This is a genomic window from Tessaracoccus zhenghani (assembly GCF_055326325.1).
The window spans coordinates 720,952-740,877 of sequence record NZ_JBUZNQ010000001.1 but is presented as its reverse complement, the minus strand read 5'-3'; the positions used below and the strand labels follow the sequence as shown (position 1 = coordinate 740,877).

Annotated in this window: 16 protein-coding genes and 1 pseudogene; 15 read left to right on the top strand and 2 right to left on the bottom strand. The window is 67.3% G+C overall.

Annotation, left to right across the window (positions count from 1 at the left end):
* Positions 1-16 precede the first annotated feature (16 nt).
* Positions 17-760 carry a GntR family transcriptional regulator gene (locus ACZK4S_RS03350; RefSeq protein ID WP_076061206.1) on the bottom strand — a complete coding sequence of 248 codons (744 nt, stop codon included), beginning with the start codon at positions 758-760 and terminating at the stop codon, positions 17-19.
* A 176-nt stretch (positions 761-936) separates the two neighbouring features.
* On the opposite strand from ACZK4S_RS03350, the gene iolC reads away from it, so the two are divergent.
* The 11 genes and pseudogenes from iolC to ACZK4S_RS03295 all read left to right on the top strand — a co-directional run bounded on the left by iolC (position 937) and on the right by ACZK4S_RS03295 (position 13,350).
* Positions 937-1,893, top strand: a complete 957-nt coding sequence (gene iolC / locus ACZK4S_RS03345) for a 5-dehydro-2-deoxygluconokinase (protein WP_463643352.1) — start codon at positions 937-939, stop codon at positions 1,891-1,893.
* A complete protein-coding gene (locus ACZK4S_RS03340) occupies positions 1,890-2,756 on the top strand; it encodes a Cgl0159 family (beta/alpha)8-fold protein (RefSeq protein ID WP_463643351.1) in 867 nt (288 codons plus the stop codon). The genes iolC and ACZK4S_RS03340 overlap by 4 nt, the downstream gene beginning before the upstream one ends.
* Positions 2,753-3,640: a 5-deoxy-glucuronate isomerase gene (gene iolB, locus ACZK4S_RS03335; protein WP_463643350.1), complete on the top strand. Its 888-nt coding sequence runs from the start codon at positions 2,753-2,755 to the stop codon at positions 3,638-3,640. The genes ACZK4S_RS03340 and iolB overlap by 4 nt, the downstream gene beginning before the upstream one ends.
* A complete protein-coding gene (gene iolD, locus ACZK4S_RS03330) occupies positions 3,637-5,529 on the top strand; it encodes a 3D-(3,5/4)-trihydroxycyclohexane-1,2-dione acylhydrolase (decyclizing) (RefSeq protein WP_463643349.1) in 1,893 nt (630 codons plus the stop codon). The genes iolB and iolD overlap by 4 nt, the downstream gene beginning before the upstream one ends.
* 18 nt (positions 5,530-5,547) lie before the next feature.
* Positions 5,548-6,408, top strand: coding sequence for a sugar phosphate isomerase/epimerase family protein (locus ACZK4S_RS03325; RefSeq protein WP_463643348.1), 861 nt, complete (start codon positions 5,548-5,550; stop codon positions 6,406-6,408).
* Between the two features lie 56 nt (positions 6,409-6,464).
* The gene (locus ACZK4S_RS03320) at positions 6,465-7,961 is read left to right on the top strand and encodes a CoA-acylating methylmalonate-semialdehyde dehydrogenase (RefSeq protein WP_463643347.1); all 1,497 of its coding nucleotides are present in this window, start codon (positions 6,465-6,467) and stop codon (positions 7,959-7,961) included.
* 28 nt (positions 7,962-7,989) lie between these two features.
* Positions 7,990-8,772 (top strand): annotated as a pseudogene (locus ACZK4S_RS03315) (Gfo/Idh/MocA family protein); the annotation flags it as partial.
* Positions 8,773-9,002: 230 nt separating this feature from the next.
* The gene (locus ACZK4S_RS03310) at positions 9,003-10,256 is read left to right on the top strand and encodes an ABC transporter substrate-binding protein (protein ID WP_463643346.1); all 1,254 of its coding nucleotides are present in this window, start codon (positions 9,003-9,005) and stop codon (positions 10,254-10,256) included.
* 47 nt (positions 10,257-10,303) lie between these two features.
* On the top strand, positions 10,304-11,197 hold the full coding sequence (locus ACZK4S_RS03305; RefSeq protein ID WP_233120756.1) for a carbohydrate ABC transporter permease: 894 nt from the start codon (positions 10,304-10,306) through the stop codon (positions 11,195-11,197).
* Positions 11,198-11,201: 4 nt separating this feature from the next.
* Positions 11,202-12,074, top strand: coding sequence for a carbohydrate ABC transporter permease (locus ACZK4S_RS03300; RefSeq protein ID WP_463643345.1), 873 nt, complete (start codon positions 11,202-11,204; stop codon positions 12,072-12,074).
* On the top strand, positions 12,064-13,350 hold the full coding sequence (locus ACZK4S_RS03295) for an alpha-L-fucosidase (protein WP_463643344.1): 1,287 nt from the start codon (positions 12,064-12,066) through the stop codon (positions 13,348-13,350). Before ACZK4S_RS03300 ends, ACZK4S_RS03295 begins: the two co-directional genes overlap by 11 nt.
* A 79-nt stretch (positions 13,351-13,429) precedes the next feature.
* Here the strand turns inward: ACZK4S_RS03295 and ACZK4S_RS03290 are convergent, their stop codons facing one another.
* Entirely contained in the window at positions 13,430-14,152 is a 723-nt protein-coding gene (locus ACZK4S_RS03290) for a FadR/GntR family transcriptional regulator (RefSeq protein WP_463643343.1), read from the bottom strand.
* 121 nt (positions 14,153-14,273) lie between these two features.
* Here ACZK4S_RS03290 and ACZK4S_RS03285 point away from each other — a divergent pair, with 121 nt between their 5' ends.
* From ACZK4S_RS03285 to ACZK4S_RS03270, 4 genes are all read left to right on the top strand, one after another.
* Positions 14,274-15,932, top strand: a complete 1,659-nt coding sequence (locus tag ACZK4S_RS03285; protein ID WP_076061178.1) for an ABC transporter substrate-binding protein — start codon at positions 14,274-14,276, stop codon at positions 15,930-15,932.
* Positions 15,933-16,088: 156 nt separating this feature from the next.
* A complete protein-coding gene (locus tag ACZK4S_RS03280) occupies positions 16,089-17,051 on the top strand; it encodes an ABC transporter permease (RefSeq protein ID WP_076061176.1) in 963 nt (320 codons plus the stop codon).
* A complete protein-coding gene (locus tag ACZK4S_RS03275) occupies positions 17,051-19,135 on the top strand; it encodes a dipeptide/oligopeptide/nickel ABC transporter permease/ATP-binding protein (RefSeq protein ID WP_076061174.1) in 2,085 nt (694 codons plus the stop codon). Before ACZK4S_RS03280 ends, ACZK4S_RS03275 begins: the two co-directional genes overlap by 1 nt.
* Positions 19,132-19,920, top strand: a complete 789-nt coding sequence (locus tag ACZK4S_RS03270; protein ID WP_076061172.1) for an ATP-binding cassette domain-containing protein — start codon at positions 19,132-19,134, stop codon at positions 19,918-19,920. Before ACZK4S_RS03275 ends, ACZK4S_RS03270 begins: the two co-directional genes overlap by 4 nt.
* Positions 19,921-19,926: the final 6 nt, after the last annotated feature.

Here is a 19,926-nt window from a genome sequence, read left to right as displayed (position 1 = left end):
TGTCAGAACATTCACCTCAGGACGTGAACAACGTGAACTGGAACGAGTACAGCGAGGGGCGGTAGACGTGGTTGCCCAGTTCGACGGCACGGCCCTCGGCCGTGCGGCCCACCCGGTGCATCGTCAGCAGCGGCGCGCCCTTGTCCTCGCCGAGGAGCTCCGCCTCTTCAGCCGTGGCGCCGCGGGCGCCGACCGACTGCTGCGCCGCCGCGATCAGCACGTCGCGCTTCAGCAGACACTGGTAGAGGCCGTGCTCGCCCAGCTCCTGCCAGGTGGGGGCGATGTCGAGCGGGATGAGGTTGGTGAGGATGGCCAGGGGGTGGTCGTCGGCGTAGCGCAGGCGGCTGACTTCGAGCAGTCCCTCGCCGGCCTTCATGCCGAGCTTCTCGGCCTCGTCGGCGGTCGCCTCGCGCACCTGGTAGTGGAGCACCTTGGTGGAGGGGGAGAAGCCGGCCTCCACGAGGTCCTCGTTGAGGGAGGAGAGCTTCATGGGGCGGTGCACGTGGGGCGGGGCGACGCGGGTGCCGACGCCGCGTCGGCGGGTCAGCAGGCCCTTGGCGACCAGTTCCTGGAGAGCGCGGCGCGCCGTCGGGCGGGCGACGTCGAGGCGCTGGGCCATCGAGACCTCGTCCTCGATGCGCGCGCCTGCCGCGAGTTCACCGGAGACGATCGCCGCCTCGATGGGTTGGGCGATCTGCTCATACAGGGGACGGTCCGAGTTGCGGTCGATTGTGATGTCCGGGGTGTAGGTCTCGTCCACGCATACTCCTTGACCTGGCCGACTTTGGCAGCGGTATGAACCGCCAGAGCGGTATTGCGACTGATCATACTCCGGAAGCGCGCCTCTCGAATGTTTGCACAAAGAGTTGACCACGGTGTTCCAGTCGGGCAGACTGAGGGCCGACGAAGGAGGTCATCACTGTGGATGGCGAACACGTGCCCGAGATTCTCGTGGTGGGGCGCTGCAGCGTCGACGTGTATCCGCTCGAGGTCGGGGTCCACCTCGAGGATGTGGGCGTTTTCCGGAAGTTCCTCGGCGGTTCCGCCACCAACGTCGCGGTCGCGGCCGCGCGCTACGGCCGCAACGTCACGGCGCTCACCGGCGTGGGCGACGACCCGTTCGGCCGTTTCATCATCGCCGAACTGGGGCGGCGCGGTGTGGACGCCTCGCACGTGGTGACCAATCCCGCGTTCAACACCCCCGTGACATTCTGCGAGATCTTTCCGCCGGACAACTTCCCGCTCTACTTCTATCGCGCGCCGACCGCACCGGATCTCGAGCTGCGCCCGGAAGATCTGCCGGCCGACCTCGCCGACTACCGCATCCTCTGGATGACCGCCAGTGGCCTGTCGGTTGAGCCTTCACGTCAGACCCACCGAACCCTGGCCCGCACGGAGCGCAGCGGAATGCTGGTGTTCGACCTGGATTACCGCGCCCGTTTCTGGGACGACGAGGTCACCGCCTCGGGGCACATCAGCTCCATGCTGGAACATGCCGACGTCGCGATCGGCAATCTCGAGGAGTGTCGCATCGCGGTGGGTGAGACGGACCCGGAGCGAGCCGCCGACGCGCTGCTCGACCGGGGCGTCGACATCGCCATCGTCAAGCAGGGCCCCGTCGGCACCTTCGCCAAGTCCCGCACCCAGAGCACCTTCGTGCCGGCCAACCGGATCGAGGTCGTCAACGGCCTCGGCGCCGGCGACGCGTTCGGTGGCGCGGTGTGCCACGGCCTCCTCAACGGCTGGGAACTGCCGCAGCTCATCCGGTTCGCCTCCGCGGCCGGCGCCATCGTGGCGTCCAAGCTCGAGACCGCCCCCGCCATGCCGGACCAGGCTGAGGTCGAGGAAATGCTGGCCCGCCACCCGGCAACCGACGCACGGGGGCAGGCGTGATCACCTTCGACGACCTCACTGACCTGCGCTTCACGCGCCCCGACGCAGTGGCTGCGGCCCTCGCTGCCCGCGCGCCCGGCGTCATGCCGGCACCGGGGGAGAAGCTGCTGGTCATCGCGGCAGATCACCCGGGCCGCGGCGCCCTCAAGGCCGGTAGCGACGAGTTGGCCATGGCGTCGCGCCGCGTGCTCCTCGAACGGTGCGCCGTGGCGATTGCCCGGCCCGGCGTCGGCGGGTTCCTCGGCACCCCGGACCTCATCGAGGAACTCGCCCTCCTCGGCGCCCTCGAGGGCAAGCTGGTGTTCGGCTCCATGAACCGCTCCGGCCTGGCCGGCTCCGCGTTCGAGGTGGACGACCGCATCACCGGCTACACCGCGCCCAGCATCGAGCAGGCGGGCCTCGACGGGGGCAAACTCCTCCTGCGCATCGACCTGCAGGACCCGGCCACCCCTGCCATGCTGGAACAGGCCGCGCGCGCCGTCGACGACCTGGCCGCGGCGGGGCGCATCGCGATGCTGGAACCCTTCATCAGCCGCCGCGTGGAGGGTCAACTCACCAACGACCTGTCGCCCGACGAAGTCATCCGCGCCATCAGCGTGGCCTCCGCGTTGGGCCACACCTCGGCGCGCACCTGGCTGAAGCTGCCGTGCGTGGCGGACATGGACCGCGTGCTGGAGTCCACCACGCTGCCGGTCCTGCTGCTGGGCGGCCCGGTCCCGGAGCAGATGGACGAAACCGTCCGCGCCTGGGCCAGCTCACTGCGCAATCCCAGCGTGAAGGGGCTCGTCATCGGGCGCGCCCTGCTCTTCCCCCGCGACGGTGATGTGGCCGGCGCGGTCGACCGACTCGTGGAGGTTCTGTGAACGACAACGCCAAGTACGTCATCTCTGCGGGGGAAACCGCCCATGGCAACTTCGAGACGGACGTGACCGCGGAGCGCGCCGGCTGGGAGTGGTGTTCGATCCGCGTGCTCGGGCTGCCGGCCGGGGCCGCGCAGAGCGTCGACACCGGCGGCGAGGAGATCCTGGTGCTGCCGCTCAGCGGATCCTGCACCGTGAAGGTCGACGGTGAGACACACCGCCTGGAGGGACGCGGCGAGGTCTGGACCGAGATCACCGACTACCTGTACCTTCCGCGCGGCAAGACCGCCGTCATCCACAGCGAGCAGGGCGGCCGGTTCGCGCTGCCCGGGTCGAAGGCCACCAAGGACCTCCCCGTCGTGTACTGCCCGTCGTCGCAGGTCATCACGACGCTGCGCGGCACCGGCAACTGCTCGCGGCAGGTCAACAACTACGCGTTGGGCAACCCGCTGGAGACGTCCCACCTGCTGGCGTGCGAGGTGCTGACGCCCGGCGGCAACTGGTCCAGCTACCCGCCCCACAAGCACGACGAACACACTCAGGACGAACGCGTCCTCGAGGAGATCTACTACTACGAGGTGCGCCCCGGCCGCGACGGTTCGAAGGGGATGGCGCTCCAGCGCATCTACCCGTCGCCCGGCAAGCCCATCGACGTGTGCACCGAGGTCAACTCCCGCGACGTCGTGGTGATGCCGTTCGGCTACCACGGCCCGTCGGTCGCCGCCCCCGGCTATGACCTGTACTACCTCAACGTCATGGCCGGTCCCTCGGAGGACTCCACCTGGCTGATGACCGACGACCCCCATTACACGTGGATCCGTCAGGCCTGGGAAGAGTCCGAGGTCGACCCCCGTCTCCCCATGACCCCCCTCAATCCCCAGGAGTGAGCATGACCACCACCGTTCGCCTTACCGTCGGGCAGGCTGTTGTCCGATTCCTCGTCAACCAGTTCTCGGAATCCGACGGTGTCGAGCGCCGCCTGATCGCCGGGGCCTTCGGCATCTTCGGCCACGGCAATGTCGCCGGCATGGGCCAGGCGTTGCTCCAGAACGACCTGGACCCGGAACCCGACGGCGGTGAGATGCCCTACATCATGCCCCGCAACGAGCAGGGCATGGTCAACGCCGCGGCCGCGTTCGCCAAGTCCACCAACCGCACGCAGACATGGATGTGCACCTCGTCCATCGGCCCTGGCGCGCTGAACATGGTGACCGGCGCCGCCGTCGCCACCACCAACCGGCTGCCCGTGCTGCTGTTCCCGTCGGACCAGTTCGCCACCCGCGCGCCGGATCCGGTGCTGCAGCAGGTCGAGGACCCGGTGTCGCCGCTGACGGCGGCCACCGACGCCTTCCGGCCCGTGTCGCGGTTCTTCGACCGCGTCACACGCCCCGAACAACTCATCCCGTCGCTGATGCAGGCCATGCGTGTGCTGACCGATCCGGCCGACACGGGCGCCGTCACCGTCGCCCTGCCCCAGGACGTGCAGGCCGAAGCCTACGACTTCCCGGTGGAGTTCTTCGCCAAGCGGGTCTGGCGGATCCGCCGTCCTGCGCCGGAAAGGGTCGCCATCGAGCGCGCCGCCGAGATCATCCGCGGCGCCGAGCGCCCGCTCATGGTCTCCGGGGGTGGCACCATCTACTCCGGGGCCAGCGACGTGCTGCGTGCCTTCGCCTCGGCGACCGGCATCCCGGTGTCGGACACCCAGGCGGGCAAGGGTGCGATCGACGCCGACCACGAGTGCTCCGTGGGCGGCGTGGGCTCCACCGGCGCCGAGTCGGCCAACGAACTGGCGCGCGGGGCGGACGTGGTGATCGGCATCGGTACCCGCTACTCCGACTTCACCACCGCGTCGCACACCGCGTTCCGCAACCCGCACCTCCGGTTCGTCAACATCAACGTCGGCGCCTTCGATGCGGCCAAGCACGCCGCCGAGATGGTGGTGGCCGATGCGCGCGAGGCCCTGGTGGCCCTGAGCGAGGCGCTCGTAGGCTACCGGGTCGACGAGGCGTACTCCGCCGAGGTCGCCCGCCTGCGTGACGAGTGGGCCACCACCACGGACGAATGCGTCAACGTCGGCCATCAGCCGCAGCCCGCTCAGATCGAGGTCTTCGGCGCGCTCAACGAGATGATGGGCGAGAACGACGTCGTGATCAACGCGGCCGGCTCCATGCCCGGCGACCTCCAGTCGCTGTGGCGCGCCAAGACCCCCGTGCAGTACCACGTGGAGTATGCGTTCAGCACCATGGGCTACGAGATCCCCGCCGCGATGGGCGTCAAGCTCGCGCTGCCGGACAGCGAAGTGGTGGCCATCGTCGGCGACGGCACGTACCAGATGCTGCCGATGGAACTGGCCACCATCGTGCAGGAGGGCCTCAAGGTCATCCTGGTCCTGTTGCAGAACCACGGCTTCGCGTCCATCGGCGCGCTGTCCGAATCGCACGGCTCGCAGCGCTTCGGCACCCGGTACCGCAAGGGCTCGGTGCCGCACAACCAGGACGGTGACCTGCTCCCCGTCGACATCGCCACCAACGCCGAGAGCTGGGGCCTCACCGTGCTGCGCGTGAAGACCATGGAGGAATTCCGCGCCGCCTACCGTGAGGCCGAAGCCATGGACCGCGCCGTGATGATCTACATCGAGACGGCCCTCATCGGCCCCAACCCGCCCAGCAGCAGCTGGTGGGACGTGCCGATCGCCGAGGTGTCGCGCATCTCCTCGACGCAGGAGGCACGCGCCCGCTACGAAACCAACCGCGCCCCCCAGCGCCACTACCTCTGACCGAGAAATAGGAGAACCATGAAGATCGCCGGTGCCCCCATCAGCTGGGGCGTATGCGAGGTCCCCGGGTGGGGCTACCAGATGAGCCCCCAGCGGGTGCTCACCGAGATGAAGGAAATCGGCCTCACCGCCACGGAGTTCGGTCCCCAGGGCTGGCTGCCGATCGACGCCGAGGAGCGCGCTGCCGCGGTGCGCGAGTTCGGCCTCAAGCCGGTGGGCTCCTTCTTCCTCGCCGTCATGCACGACCCCGAATTCGATCCCATCCCGCAGGTCAACCAGGAGCTCGACGCGTTCGAGGCGGCCGGGGGCGAGTTCCTCATCCTGGCCGCGGATTCCGGCAGCGAGGGATACGACGACCGTCCTGTCCTGGACGAGACCGGCTGGCAGACGCTGTTCGGCAACCTCTCCCGCATCGCCGAGGTGTGCGCCGCCCGCGGCGTGACCGCCTGCATCCACCCCCATTGGGGCACGATGGTGCAGAACCTCGACGAGGTGGAGCGCGTGCTGGACAACTCGACGGTGGGCCTGTGCCTGGACACCGGTCACCTGAGCGCCGGTGGCGCCGACGTCGTCGATCTGGTGCGCCGTTACGCCGACCGCGTCGACATTGTTCATGCAAAAGATATCCGCAAGGACCTCACGGACCGACTCCTCACTGGCGAGCTCAGCTGGAGCGAGGGCATCAAGGGCGGCATGTTCACCCCCATCGGCCAAGGCGACATCGACTTCTCCGCCATCGTCGCCCTCCTCGACGAGGCCGGCTTCGACGGCTACTACGTGCTCGAGCAGGACATCATGCTCGACGAGGAGCCCCCGGCAGACGGTGGCCCCGTGGCCAACGCGAAGGCCTCGCTCGACGCTCTTTCGGCTCTGGCCTGATCCGTGCTATTGTTAGAACAAATAGGCGACGTGGCCAAAGAATGGAAGGTTGAGCCATGACTGAGACCATCACCCACTGGATCGGTGGAGCCCCGTACGAGGGCTCGCCCACACACCGCATCCCCGTGGAGAACCCAGCTACCGGTGAGGTGACCGGTGAGCTGCTCGCCGCGTCGCTCGCCGACATCGACCATGCCGTCGAGGTTGCCCGCGAAGCGCAGAAGGGCTGGGCCGCGACCTCGCTGGCCAAGCGCACCGCCATCATGTTCACGATGCGCGAGCTCGTGCTTGCGAACCAGGACGAGCTGGCCAAGGCCATCGTGGCCGAGCACGGCAAGGACTACGGCGACGCGATCGGCGAGATCCAGCGCGGCCGCGAAACCCTCGACTTCGCCTGCGGCATCAACACCGCCCTCAAGGGCGACCACTCCTACGACATCTCCTCCGGCGTGGACATCCACAGCATCCGCCAGCCCGTCGGGGTCGTCGCGGGCGTGTGCCCCTTCAACTTCCCGGTCATGGTCCCGATGTGGATGCACCCCATCGCCATCGCCACCGGCAACGCCTTCATCCTGAAGCCCGCCACCCCGACGCCCACCGCGTCGCTGGTCGTGGCCCGGCTCTACAAGGAGGCCGGCCTCCCCGACGGGGTCTTCAACGTCGTCGCCGGCGACGTAGAGACCGTCACAGGGCTGCTCGAGCACAAGGGCATCGACGCCATCTCCTTCGTGGGCTCCACCCCGGTGGCCCACATCATCCAGGAGAAGGCCACCCTGGCAGGCAAGCGCGTCCAGGCGCTCGGCGGGGCGAACAACCACGCCATCGTCATGCCCGACGCGGACCTCGAGTTCGCCGCCCAGCACATCTCCGCCGCGGCCTTCGGTGCCGCCGGTGAGCGGTGCATGGCGCTGCCGGTCGTCGTCGCCGTCGGCGGTGTGGAGGACAAGCTCGCCGATCTGGTCAAGGCCAACGCCGCCAAGATCAAGGTGGGCTTCGGGCTCGACGAGGGCGTCCAGATGGGCCCCGTCATCACCCGCAAGGCGCAGGAGCGCATCAAGGGCCTCATCACCGACGCCGAGGAGCGTGGCGCCGAGGTGGTGCTCGACGGCCGCGACCTCACCGTCGACGGCTACGAGAATGGCTTCTGGGTTGGTCCCACCGTCCTGAAGAACGTCCCGCTGGATGCCCCGGCGTACCACCAGGAGATCTTCGGCCCTGTGCTCACCATCGTGGTGGCGGACAGCTACCACGAGGCCATTGAGATCGTGAACGGCTCCCCGTTCGGTAACGGCGCCGCGATCTTCACCAACGACGGTGGTGTCGCCCGCCGCTTCGAACTCGACGTGCAGGCCGGCATGGTGGGCATCAACGTGCCGATCCCGACCCCCGTCGCCTACTACTCATTCGGTGGCTGGAAGGATTCGCTGCTCGGCGACCACCACATCCACGGCCCCGAGGGCGTGTCCTTCTACACGCGCCTGAAGGCCGTCACCAGCCGCTGGCCCTCCGAGCGCACCTTCGAAGCGACCATGTCCTTCAAGCGTGAAGAGTGAGTTCCCACCGCCTGGACAACGAAAAAACCGCCACGCCCCGGCGTTCGAGCGCGCCCGCGAACTGATCCGCGGCGGCCGTCTCGGCCGGATCACCAACGTGCGCTGCTGGTTGATCGCCGACTACGCCTCGTCGCCGGACGGGCCGCTCACCTGGCGCGACAGCCGCGAATACGGCGGCAGCGGTGTCATCGGCGACCTGATGAGCCACGGCGTCGACCTCGTGCAGTACCTGGTGGGACGCATCGAATCGGTGACCGCGGCCACCGGGCAGTTCATCACCGAGCGCCCCATCCCGCTCAAGGCGGGCGTCGGGCACAGCGGCTGGGAGGTCAGCGACAAGAAGGGCCCCGTGGAGAACGAGGACTGGATCGCGATGATCGCTCGCCTGGAGGGCGGGGCCCTGGCCACGCTCGAGGCCAGCCGTGTGGCCACCGGCCCGCGCGCCGAGTACATCGTCGAGGTTTACGGTTCCGACGGTTCGGTGCGCTGGAACTTCGAACACCTCAACGACCTGCTGGTGGCCGTGGGACGGGGTCAGGAGTTCGCCGGCTACACGCACGTCATGGCGGGGCTCGATTTCCCGCGCTTCGGCAACTTCCAGCCCTCCCCGGGTACGTCGATGGGCTTCGATGACCTGAAGGTCGTCGAGGCGTCCCACTTCATCGGGTCGGTGATCGCCGGCCAGCAGCTGGCCCCGTCGGTCTATGACGGGCTGGCGGCCGCCGAGGTCGACGAAGCCGCCATGGCGTCGGCCGCCGACGGCCGGTGGCACGACGTCCGGCCCGTCGAAGGCGTTACGCACAATCGTTGACGCTGGGCGCGGTGTGCATGTGTGTACATAAACTTCCTTCTGCAGCGCCGGAATGGCTCAGGTTCCGTGCTGCCAGCAAAACACACGCGGCAACGCGCTATGGAAACGTTAGCAATTTTGATTGACCTGAGTTAACATTGCTCGTACAATTGCTCCAGAGGGCATCGCCAAGACCACCGCTGGCCTGGGCTGAACCCTCGAAACCCATTCAAAGAAGAAGGGCTTACCCAATGAACATTCGTCGAGTCACGGCAATTGCGGCCTGTGCAACTCTCGCTCTGGGCCTCGCGGCCTGTGGCGGCGATTCCGGCACCGGCACCGATGGAGCCAATGGTGAGGCGGACCCCCGCGCCAACCAGATGTACACGTGGGTCTCGAACGAGTCCGACCGTGAACAGTGGGAGACGTTCATCGCCGGCGTGCAGGAGGGCGGTGACAGCGAGTTCGACATCACGCTGGACGGACCTTCGTTCCAGGAATACTGGACCCTCGTCAAGACCCGCATGGCCGCCTCTGACGCCCCGTGCATCATCACGACGCAGGCCGCGCGCGCCCAGGAGCTCGGCAGCCTCCTCTCGCCGCTGGACGACCTCGCCAAGGATGCAGGCCTCGACCTCAACCAGTACAACGAGGCCATGATGCAGGGCCTGACGGTGGACGGCACCATCCGGGCCATCCCCTACGACGCAGAGCCCATGCTGCTGTTCTTCAACAAGGAGATGTTCGAGGCCGCCGGCCTTGAACTGCCGGGGGCGGACTACTCGCGCGAGCAGTTCCTCTCCGACGCGAAGGCCCTCACCAAGGACGACAAGTACGGCTTCGCCGTGTCCGCCGACATCGGTTACCCGCCCCTCGCCCTCAGCTTCGCCAACGGTGTCGGCCCCACCAAGGACGGCGAACTGAACCTCACGGACCCGGCGCTGATCGAGGACGTGCAGTGGACCATGGACCTGGTCAACAAGGAGCAGGTCGCGGCTGCGCCGAACCCCGGCGACACCGATGAGATCGGTCGCCAGGCGTTCATGGCCGGCAACGTCGGCATGTTCATCGACGGCCCCTGGTTCTACTCCACCTACCAGGAGGGTTCAGACTTCGAGGTCGGCATCGCCGCACCCCCGTCGGACGACGGCACCCCCGGCGGCATGATCCAGGGATCCGGCTTCGGCGTCGCTGACTCCTGCCCGGACAAGGCCGCCGCCTTTGAGAACATCGTCAAGATGACCACGCCGGACGTGGTTGGCTACGTCGGGGCCAACCGCGGCACCGTGCCGTCCATCGAGTCCGCCATCGACGGTTGGGCCGAGGGCAAGCCGGAGGCCGATGTCGAGGTCGTCAAGGCGCTCCTCGCCAGCGGCCAGCCGCTGGTGACCACCCCCACCTGGAACCAGGTCGTGACCCAGTTCGCGCAGTACTCGTCCGACGGCTACCGGGGCAACAAGACCGCTGAGGACATCCTCACCCAGATCGCCCAGGGTGTTGGCTGATCATGGCTTCCTCGGCAGCTCCGACTGAAGCTCGGCCGAGGGTGAAGGTGGAACGGACCGGCAAGCCTGGCTTCAACCAGCGCTTGCTGGCCTTCCTCCATCTCACCCCCGGGATGGCCGGCTTCTTCATCTTCATCGTGGTGCCGTTGATCGCCTCCCTGGTGATCAGCCTGTACAACTGGCCCCTGTACGGCGAACGTGAGTTCGTGGGGGTGGAGAACTACGTGCAGCTTCTGTCGGGGGCCGATCCGGTGTTCTTCACGGTGCTGCGCAACACCGCGGTCTTCGCGATCGGCTACACCATCGCGAACCTCATCATCTGCACCGGCATCGCGGTGTGGCTGCATTCGCTGCCCGAATGGGGCGGCTTCTTCCGGATCCTCTTCTTCATCCCGGTGGTCACCCCCATGGTGGCCAACGCCCTGGTGTGGCGGCTCATGCTGCAGGACAACGGACTGGTCAACACGTTGCTGGGCAACATCGGTATCACTGGCCCCTCCTGGCTGGGTGACGGCAACTGGGCGCTGGTGTCGCTCATCATGATGTCGCTGTGGCAGGGCATCGGCTACAACATCGTGGTGCTGGCCGCAGGCCTCAACAACATCAACCCCTCGGTGATGGAGGCCGCCAGGATTGACGGCACCACCGCGTGGAGCCGCTTCTGGCGGGTCACGTTCCCGATGCTGTCCCCGTCGCTGTTCTTCGCCTCGGTGATGACCGTCATCGGCGGCTTCAAGGTGTTCACGCAGCCCTACATGCTGACCAAGGGCGGCCCCGGCGACACCACCAACACCATCGTCCTGTACCTCTACCGTGCCGGTTTCTCCTACGACCGCCTCGGGTTCGCGTCGGCCATGGCGTGGGTGCTGTTCGTCATCATCATGCTGTTTACCGCCCTGCAGTTCCTGGGGCAGAAGAAGTGGGTGAGCTACGATGCCTGACGCCTTGACAAGGGAAGAAACCCTCCGGGTCGCCGAAGCGAGCAACAGGGCGCGCCGCGTGCGCCCCACGAAGATCATCAGCAAGGTGCTGCTCGCGATGTTCGGCTTCGTGTTCTTCGTGCCGTTCCTCTGGATGTTCATCAGCTCCATCAAACCCAGCCAGGAAGTGCTGTTGGGCGGGGCCGACCTGGTGGGCTCCGAGGTGCGGTGGAGCAACTATGGGGACGTCTTCACGGCCATCCCGTTCGCTCGAATCCTGCTCAACACGTTCTTCATCGCCGGCATGGGCGCGCTGATCGCAGTGACCGTCTCGGTGCTCAGCGCGTTCGCGTTCGCCCGCCTGCAGTTCAAGGGCCGCAACCAGTTGTTCGCCGTGTTCATCGCCACGCTGATGCTGCCCATCGAGGTGCTCGTCATCCCGCTGTTCATCGGGGCCAACGAGTTCGGTGCTGTCAACACCTATTCGATGGTCATCCTGCCCTTCGCGTTCGGCGCGTTCGGCACCTTCCTGCTGCGCCAGTTCCTGCTGTCGCTGCCCCCGGATTACGAAGAGGCCGCGCGGATCGACGGCGCCAGCCAGATCCAACTGTTGTGGCACGTGATCGTGCCGCTGCTGCGCGGACCCATCGCCATCGTCGCGGCGTTCGCCTTCATCGACTACTGGAACGCCTTCCTGTGGCCGCTGATCATCATCACTGATCCGGCCAAGGCCCCGCTGCAGTTGGGTCTGTCCATGTTCTCGGGCGAGCGCGGCACCGACTGGGGTCCGCTGATGGCGGCCTGCTCCGTCGCCGTGGCGTTTTCTCTCATCATTGTTTTCCTCATGCAGCGCCAGCTGTCCCGAGGCATGAATATCGGAGGTTTCGGTGGTCGATGACCAAGAGCGCTGGGAGGCGCTGAATGACAGGGCAACGCCGGAGTGGTTCCGGCGCGCCAAGCTGGGCTTCTTCGTCCACTGGGGGCCGTACTCGGTGCCGGCGTGGGCGGAACCGACGGGCGAGCTGGGCACCATCGAATCCGCCACGGAGTGGTACACGCACAACCCGTATTCGGAGTGGTACTACAACACCATCCGGCTCGAGGGTAGTGCGGCCTGGAAGCACCAGCAGGAAGTCTACGGAGGCCGCCCCTACGACGACTTCATCGACGAGTGGAAGGCTGAAAACTTCGACGCCTCCGCTCTGGTGGGGGAGCTCGCGGCGGCCGGCGCCGACTACCTGGTGCTGACGACCAAGCACCACGACGGCGTCTGCCTGTGGGATGCCCCGGGCACGGACCGAAACACGGTCGCCCGCGGTCCGAAGACGGACCTCGTCGGGGCGTACTCCGACGCGTGCCGTGAGCACGGCGTCCGGTTCGGCGCCTATTACTCCGGTGGCCTGGACTGGCACGAGCGGCCGTTCGCGCCCATCGGCGAGGCGGACACCTGGTCCTGGGACGGGCTGCGCCCGCTGGACGAGGAGTACGCCGCTTACGCGGCCAACCACGTCCGTGATCTGGTGCAGCGTTACCAGCCGGACGTGTTGTGGGACGACATCGAGTGGCCGGATGCCGGCAAGAACTTCGAGCCGCACGGCATCGGCTCGGTCTTCGAGGAGTTCTACGCCGCCAATCCCGACGGTGTGGTCAATGACCGCTGGAACGTGCCGCACGCGGACTATGTGACCAGCGAGTACCAGCACATGCTGGACAACGAGGACGCCCGCATGTGGGAGAACTGCCGCGGCGTGGGGCTGTCGTTCGCCTACAACCAGGAGGAGGACCTGTCGCACGCGCTGGCCGGTCCCCTAGCGATCCGCCACCTCGTCGACGTCGTCACCCGCGGCGGTCGGCTCCTGTTCGGCGTCGGGCCGATGGCCGACGGTCGCCTGCCCGGGTGGCAGTCCGAGGTCGTCGCCTCCGTCGGCAGGTGGGTGCGACCCGCCGGAGGATTCCTGCAGGTGGCGCCCACCGACCGCACGCTCAGCCTCGGCGACGACGTCTGGGTGCGCCTCGGCACTGCCGAGGACGGGTCAACCTTGGCGTTCATCGACGCCGATACCCCCGTCGCGATCGCCGGCGAGCTGCTCACGCCCCAGTGGGGCAGCCTGACCGACGGCGTGCTCACCCTTGCCCCGGACCGCCCGGGTGCCGCAGTGGTGCGCCTGGCCTGACAGCAGGAAGCGGCCCAGCCTTCGAGGCTGGGCCGCTTTCTGTTGGCTGGAACTCAGCGGTGAGTTCGGGGCCGGGTGTTCAGGAACCTGAAGCGACGGCCTTCTTCGACGAGTCGAGCACGCGCAGCAGCGGTGCGTAGTGCCGGTCGACGGCGTCCCGGTAGGCGTCGAGGTCTCCGGCCAGGGCGGCCTGGAGCATGCTGCGGTGGGCGTCGACGGTGTCGGCCATGTCGCGGGGCGTCGGGACGCCGAGCCGGGGTGCGATGAGCGTGTGCACGTCCCAGAAGGCGCCCACCAACTGCGCGTACAACTCGTTGCTGAGCACTTCGGCCAACTTCAGGTGGAACAACCGGTCCTCAGTAGCGAAGCTCTCGCCGGCCGCCTTCTTCTCCGTCATGGCGTCACACAGTTGCGCCAGCTCGGGAGCGTCGTGGCCGCTCATGCGCTCGACGATGCCGGGAGCCAGCGCGTAATCCAGCGCGGTGCGGATCTCGACGATCTGGCGCAGCGTCTCGAACTCCTCGCCGGGCAGCACCACGCCTTTGAAGGCCAGTGCCTCCACCAGGGGACGCATCGACATCCGGCCGACGAACATGCCGGTGCCGTGCCGTACCTCGAGGATGTCCAGCGTCACCAGGCTGCGGATCGCTTCGCGCAGGTTCGAGCGGGAAACGCCCAACGCTTCGACGAGCTGGACCTCCGTCGGCATGGGATCGCCGGTCTTCAACTTTTCGCGCAGAATATGCTCTTTCACCGCCTGCGCCGTCTGCCGGAGACGCTGCGGTTCGTGGCTGTTGGTCACAATTCAGACTCTTTCAATCAGGATGAGCACTTTAGGTGAGCGTGGCGAGTCTATCGCCCGGTATCATGCAATACTGACATCAGGTCAGACATCGGATGTCCGATAACTAGGAGAGTTTTCAATGACGAATCCCTTGAGCGCGCAGACGTCGCGCCGTTCCATCATCAAGCTCGCTGGTTCGTTGGGCGCGGCCGCGGCATTCGCCGGGTCGCTCGCAGCGTGCAGCCCTTCGGCAACGCAGCCCACTCCGGGTGGCAGCGCATCGCCCGCGGGGTCCGAGCCGGCAGGGTCCGCGAGCGCGAGCCCCTCCGCTTCGGCCGCGACCGACGGCGCGATCACCGCCGCCATCTCTTACGAGCTCGGCACCAACGGGTACGACCCGATGACCACCACCGCCGCGCTCACCGTCGCCGCCAACTGGCACACCATGGAGGGCCTGACGGAGCTCCACCCCGCCACGCGCGAGGTGTTCGCCGCCCTCGGTGCCGACATGCCGTCCCAGGTCGACGACACCACGTGGGAAGTCACGCTCCGCGACGGCGCGGTGTTCCACGACGGCACGCCGGTCACCACCGATGACGTCGTGTTCTCCTTCGAGCGCGTCCTGAACCCGGACAACGCTTCGCTGTACGCGTCGTTCATCCCCTTCATCGAGTCGGTCACGGCCAAGGACGACACGACGGTCACCATCGTCACCAAGTACCCGTTCTCCCTGGTTCCCGAGCGCCTCGCGGTCGTCAAGATCGTCCCGAAGGCCCTCGTCGAGGCCGACCAGAAGGCCTTCGACCTCAACCCCGTCGGCACCGGCGCCTACAAGATGGTCGACAACGGCGCTGCCTCCCAGGTGGTCAAGTTCGAGCGCAACGACGCCTACACCGGCCCCAACCCGGCCCGCGCCGCCACCATGGAATGGCAGATCATCCCCGATGACTCCACCCGCACCAACGCGCTGAGCTCCGACACGGTCCAGGCCGTCGACTCGGTGCCCGCCGCCAACCTGGCGCAGCTGGCCGAGTCCAAGTCCGTCGCCGCAGAGCAGGGCTTCGGGCTGGTGTTCATGATGTTCAACTCGGGGCTCGCCCCGATGGACGACGTCCGCAACCGTCAGGGCGTGCTCTACGCCCTGGACTACGACCGCATCACCAAGGTCGGCATGTCGGATCTGGCCAGCCCGGCCAAGGCCTTCGTGCACGAAGCACACCCCGCCTTCAAGGAAGCCAAGGTCCAGTACGCCGGCAACATGGAGAAGGCGAAGGAGCTCTTCGCCGAGACGGGTCTCACCAGCGTCCGGCTCCTCTCCTCCGACCACGGCTTCTTCTCGGCAGTGCGCCCCATCGTGAAGGAGTCCCTGGAGGCTGCCGGCCTGACCGTCACCTACGAGGAGAAGAAGTCCGCGGACGTCTACGGCACCATCGACGCCGACCCGAATTCGTTCGACATCGTCATGGCCCCCGGTGACCCGTCCGTCTTCGGCCTCGACGCCGACCTTCTCCTGCGTTGGTGGTACGCCGGTGACGTGTGGACCGACACCCGCATGCACTGGAAGGGGTCGGACGCCTACACCCGCGTCCAGGAACTCCTCGAGACTGCCAGCCGCTCCACGGGCGACGACCAGGTGGCCGCATGGCACGAGATCTTCGACATCATCTCCGAGGATGTGCCGCTGTACCCGCTGTTCCACCGCAAGACCCCCACGGCGTGGGACCCGGAGACGCTGCAGGACTTCCAGCCCATCGCAGTGACCGGCCTGTCGTTCGTCGGCGTCGGTAGCACCAAGTAACACCCCCTGCGCCGGGCCCCACAGGGGCCCGGCCCCTCACCGCACAATCGCGGTCCCCCCTGGTTCCGCCCGGGGCCCTGCATGCGGGGCCCCGAGCGGAGCCATGCACACCGCAACCCTCTGGGCGCTTGAACCGCCCGCAAGGAGCGACAACACGTGTCCAATCTGATCCGGCTGCTGGGTCGGCGCATCATCGCGCTGCCGATCATGGTGCTGGGCGTCACGCTACTGGTCTTCATCGTGATGTCCCTCTCCTCAGCGGACCCCGCCCGACTCGCGCTCGGAGAGAGCGCGACGCCGCAGGCGCTGAACAACTACCGCGAGGCCAATGGGCTCAACGACCCCATGTTCGTGCGGTTCCTGCGCTATATCGCGGGGCTCGTCCAAGGAGACCTCGGCACGTCCTTCACCGGAGTGCCGATCTCCCAGATGGTGGCGGAGAACTTCCCGAGGACCCTGCAGCTGACCTTCATCGGGCTCGCCATGGGCGTGACGCTGGCGGTCATCATGGGCGTCGTGGCCGCGCTCTACCGAGACCGCTGGCCGGACCAGCTCATCCGCGTGATCTCGATCGCGAGCCTGGCGACACCGTCGTTCTGGCTGGCGTTGCTGATGATCCAGGCGTTCAGCAACATCCCCGGGGGCCTCGGCTGGTTCCCCGCAGTGGTCAACTGGATCCCGTTCACGCAGGACCCGGCCGGCTACGCCAACATGATCTTCCTCCCCGCGATCGCGATCGCAGTGCCCACCATGGGCTCGCTGACGCGCGTCGTGCGTACCTCCATGGTCGAGGAGCTCGACCGTGACTACGTGCGTACGGCGATCGGTGCCGGCGTGCCGAAGGCCACCGTCATCAGCCGCAACGTGCTGCGCAACGCGCTGATCACCCCGCTCACCGTGCTGGGTCTCCGTATCGGCTACGCCATGGGTGGCGCGGTGGTCATCGAGATGATCTTCAACATCCAAGGCATGGGCCAACTCATCTTCCAGGGCATCACCCGCAACGACATCAACATCGTGCAGGGCGTGACGATCACCGTCGCGATCGCCTTCATCGTCATCAACGTGATCGTGGACGTGCTCTACGTGATCGTCAACCCGCGGATCAGGAGCATCTGATGCTGACACTGTCTGCTGAAGCCAAGAAGAAGCTCGCCCAGCCGGGCCTCCGGTTCCAAGGGCTCAAGAAGCTGCCGATCGGCTCCAAGATTTCTATCGCCGTCCTGGCCATCATGGGCCTGCTGGCGCTCTTCGCGCCGCTGATCGCCCCCTACGCGCCGTACGCGGCCGGCCTCGTCCCCCAGGACATGGTCACGATGAAGGAGGTGAACATCGAAGGTGTCGGCAAGCAGCTCATCCCGGACAGCTCGGTGGGCCCGAACTCGATGTTCTGGTTCGGTACCGACGACGCCGGTCGCGACATCCTCTCCCGCGTGATCCACGGCACCCGTGTCTCCCTGCTGGTAGGCCTCGCAGCCACAGGCCTGGCGCTCGCGGTGGCGGCGGTGCTCGGCTCCATCGCCGCGACGGCCGGCAGGGTCGTCTCGGAGGTGTTGATGCGCATCCTCGACATCATCATGAGCTTCCCGGGCATCGCGCTGGCTGCCGTGCTCGTCACGGCCCTGTCGTCCCGGGCGCCCATCCTCCCCGTGGTGATCGTCTCGATCGCGTTCCTCTACGTGCCGCAGTTGACCCGCGTCGTGCGCGCCAACGTCTTGGCGCAGTTCGGCGAGGACTACGTGGCCGCCACGAAGGTGGCGGGTGCGCGCACCTGGTGGATCCTGATCAAGCACGTCGCCCGCAACTGCCTCGCGCCCATCATGGTCTTCGCGACGGTGCTGGTCGCCGATGCGATCGTCTTCGAGGCCTCGTTGTCGTTCATCGGCACCGGCATCACCTCGGTCAACGCTCCCACCTGGGGCAACATCCTGTCCGAGGGCAAGGCGCTCCTGCTGTCCGGCCACTGGTGGGTCACGTTCTTCCCGGGCCTGTTCATCCTGGTCACGACGCTGAGCCTCAACATCCTCTCCGAGGGCCTGACCGACGCGCTGGCGTCGCCGAAGATCAAGACCCGGGTCAACGTACAGGCCGAAGAGGACGCCATGGCCGGCACCTCTGTCGCGGACGGCATCGCACATGCCAACCTCACGCAGCGCGAGTCACTCACGGGCAGGCTCGATGCCCTCCGCGCGGCTGAGCTCGCCCGCGACGACCGCCTCATCCTCGACAACCCCGGCGCCGCACCGCTGCTCGAGGTGGACAACCTGTCGATCTCGTTCCCCGGCGCCCACGGCCCCGTCAAGATCGTCGACAACGTCTCGTTCACCGTCCGTCCAGGGGAGACCATGGGCCTGGTCGGCGAATCGGGCTGCGGCAAGTCGATCACCTCGATGGCGATCATGGGGCTGCTCCCCGAGACCGCCAAGATCGAAGGGTCGATCAGGTTCGACGGGCGGGAACTGCTCACCCTGTCACCCAAGGACCGCAACGCGCTGCGCGGCCACGAGATGAGCATGGTCTACCAGGACGCGCTCAGTTCGCTGAACCCGTCGATGCTGATCCGCAGCCAGCTGGCACAGCTCACCAAGCGCGGCGGCCAGCGCTCGGCCGAGGAGCTCCTCGAACTGGTGGGCCTCGACCCGGTCCGCACGTTGAAGTCCTACCCGCATGAACTGTCGGGCGGCCAGCGCCAACGCGTGCTCATCGCCATGGCGCTGACCCGCAACCCGCGTCTCGTGATCGCCGACGAGCCCACCACGGCCCTCGACGTCACGGTCCAGGCGCAGGTTGTCGACCTGCTCAACGAACTGCGCGAGAAGCTCGGCTTCGCCATGGTCTTCGTCTCGCACGACCTCGCCCTCGTGGCCCAGGTCGCGCACCGCATCACCGTCATGTACGCGGGCCAGGTCGTCGAACAGGGCGGCACCCGCGAACTGCTCAGCAACCCCATCCACGAGTACACCCGTGGTCTCCTCGGCGCGGTGCTGTCGATCGAGCAGGCCAGCGGCCGGCTCCATCAGGTGCCCGGTGTCGTGCCGTCGCCGCGCGAGTTCGTCGACGGAGACCGGTTCGCCCCGCGGTCGTCCCACCCCACGATCGGCCTCGACGAGAAGCCGACCCTGCGGGAGGTCCCGGGCCAGGACCACATGTACGCGCGCACTGACGAACTCGTCGCAGTGCTGGAGAAGGAGGGCCGGCGATGAACGCCACGCCTGTCATCGAACTCGACGACGTCCACGTCGTCCACAAGGCCCGAACGGGCAAGCTCTTCCGGCCGGACCGGGTCCACGCCGTCAACGGCGTCGACCTCGCGGTCAGCAAGGGTGAGACTCTCGGCCTCGTCGGCGAATCCGGCTGCGGCAAGTCCACGCTGGCCCGCGTGATGGTGGGCCTGCAGCCCATCACCTCCGGGGCGGTGCGCTTCCGCGGCGAGACGATGAAGCTCAACAGCAACGGCCGCAAGGAACTCGGCCGCGTCGTTTCGGTCGTCTTCCAGGACCCCGCCACAGCCCTCAACCCGCGCATGCTGGTGCGTGACGCGCTCATGGACCCGTTCAAGGTGCACGGGGTCGGGACCGTGAAGGAACGCGAGGACCGTGTCAAGCGCCTGCTCGACCTTGTGGGCCTGCCGCAATCCGCCCTGGACGTGTTGCCCCGGCAGATCTCGGGCGGTCAGCGCCAGCGCGTCGCCATCGCGCGGGCCCTCGCGCTGGAGCCGGACGTGATCATCGCGGACGAGCCCACTTCGGCGCTCGACGTGTCGGTCCGCGCGCAGGTGCTGAACCTGCTCATGGACCTGAAGGAACAACTGGGCCTCGGCCTGGTGTTCATCAGCCACGACATCAACACCGTGCGCTTCATCTCCGACCGCATGGCGGTGATGCTGGCCGGCCAGATCGTCGAAACCGGCCCGGCAGACGCCATCTTCAGCAACCCCCAGCACGCATACACCAGGACCCTCCTGGGTGCCGTGCCCTCGCTCCTCTGAACCCCC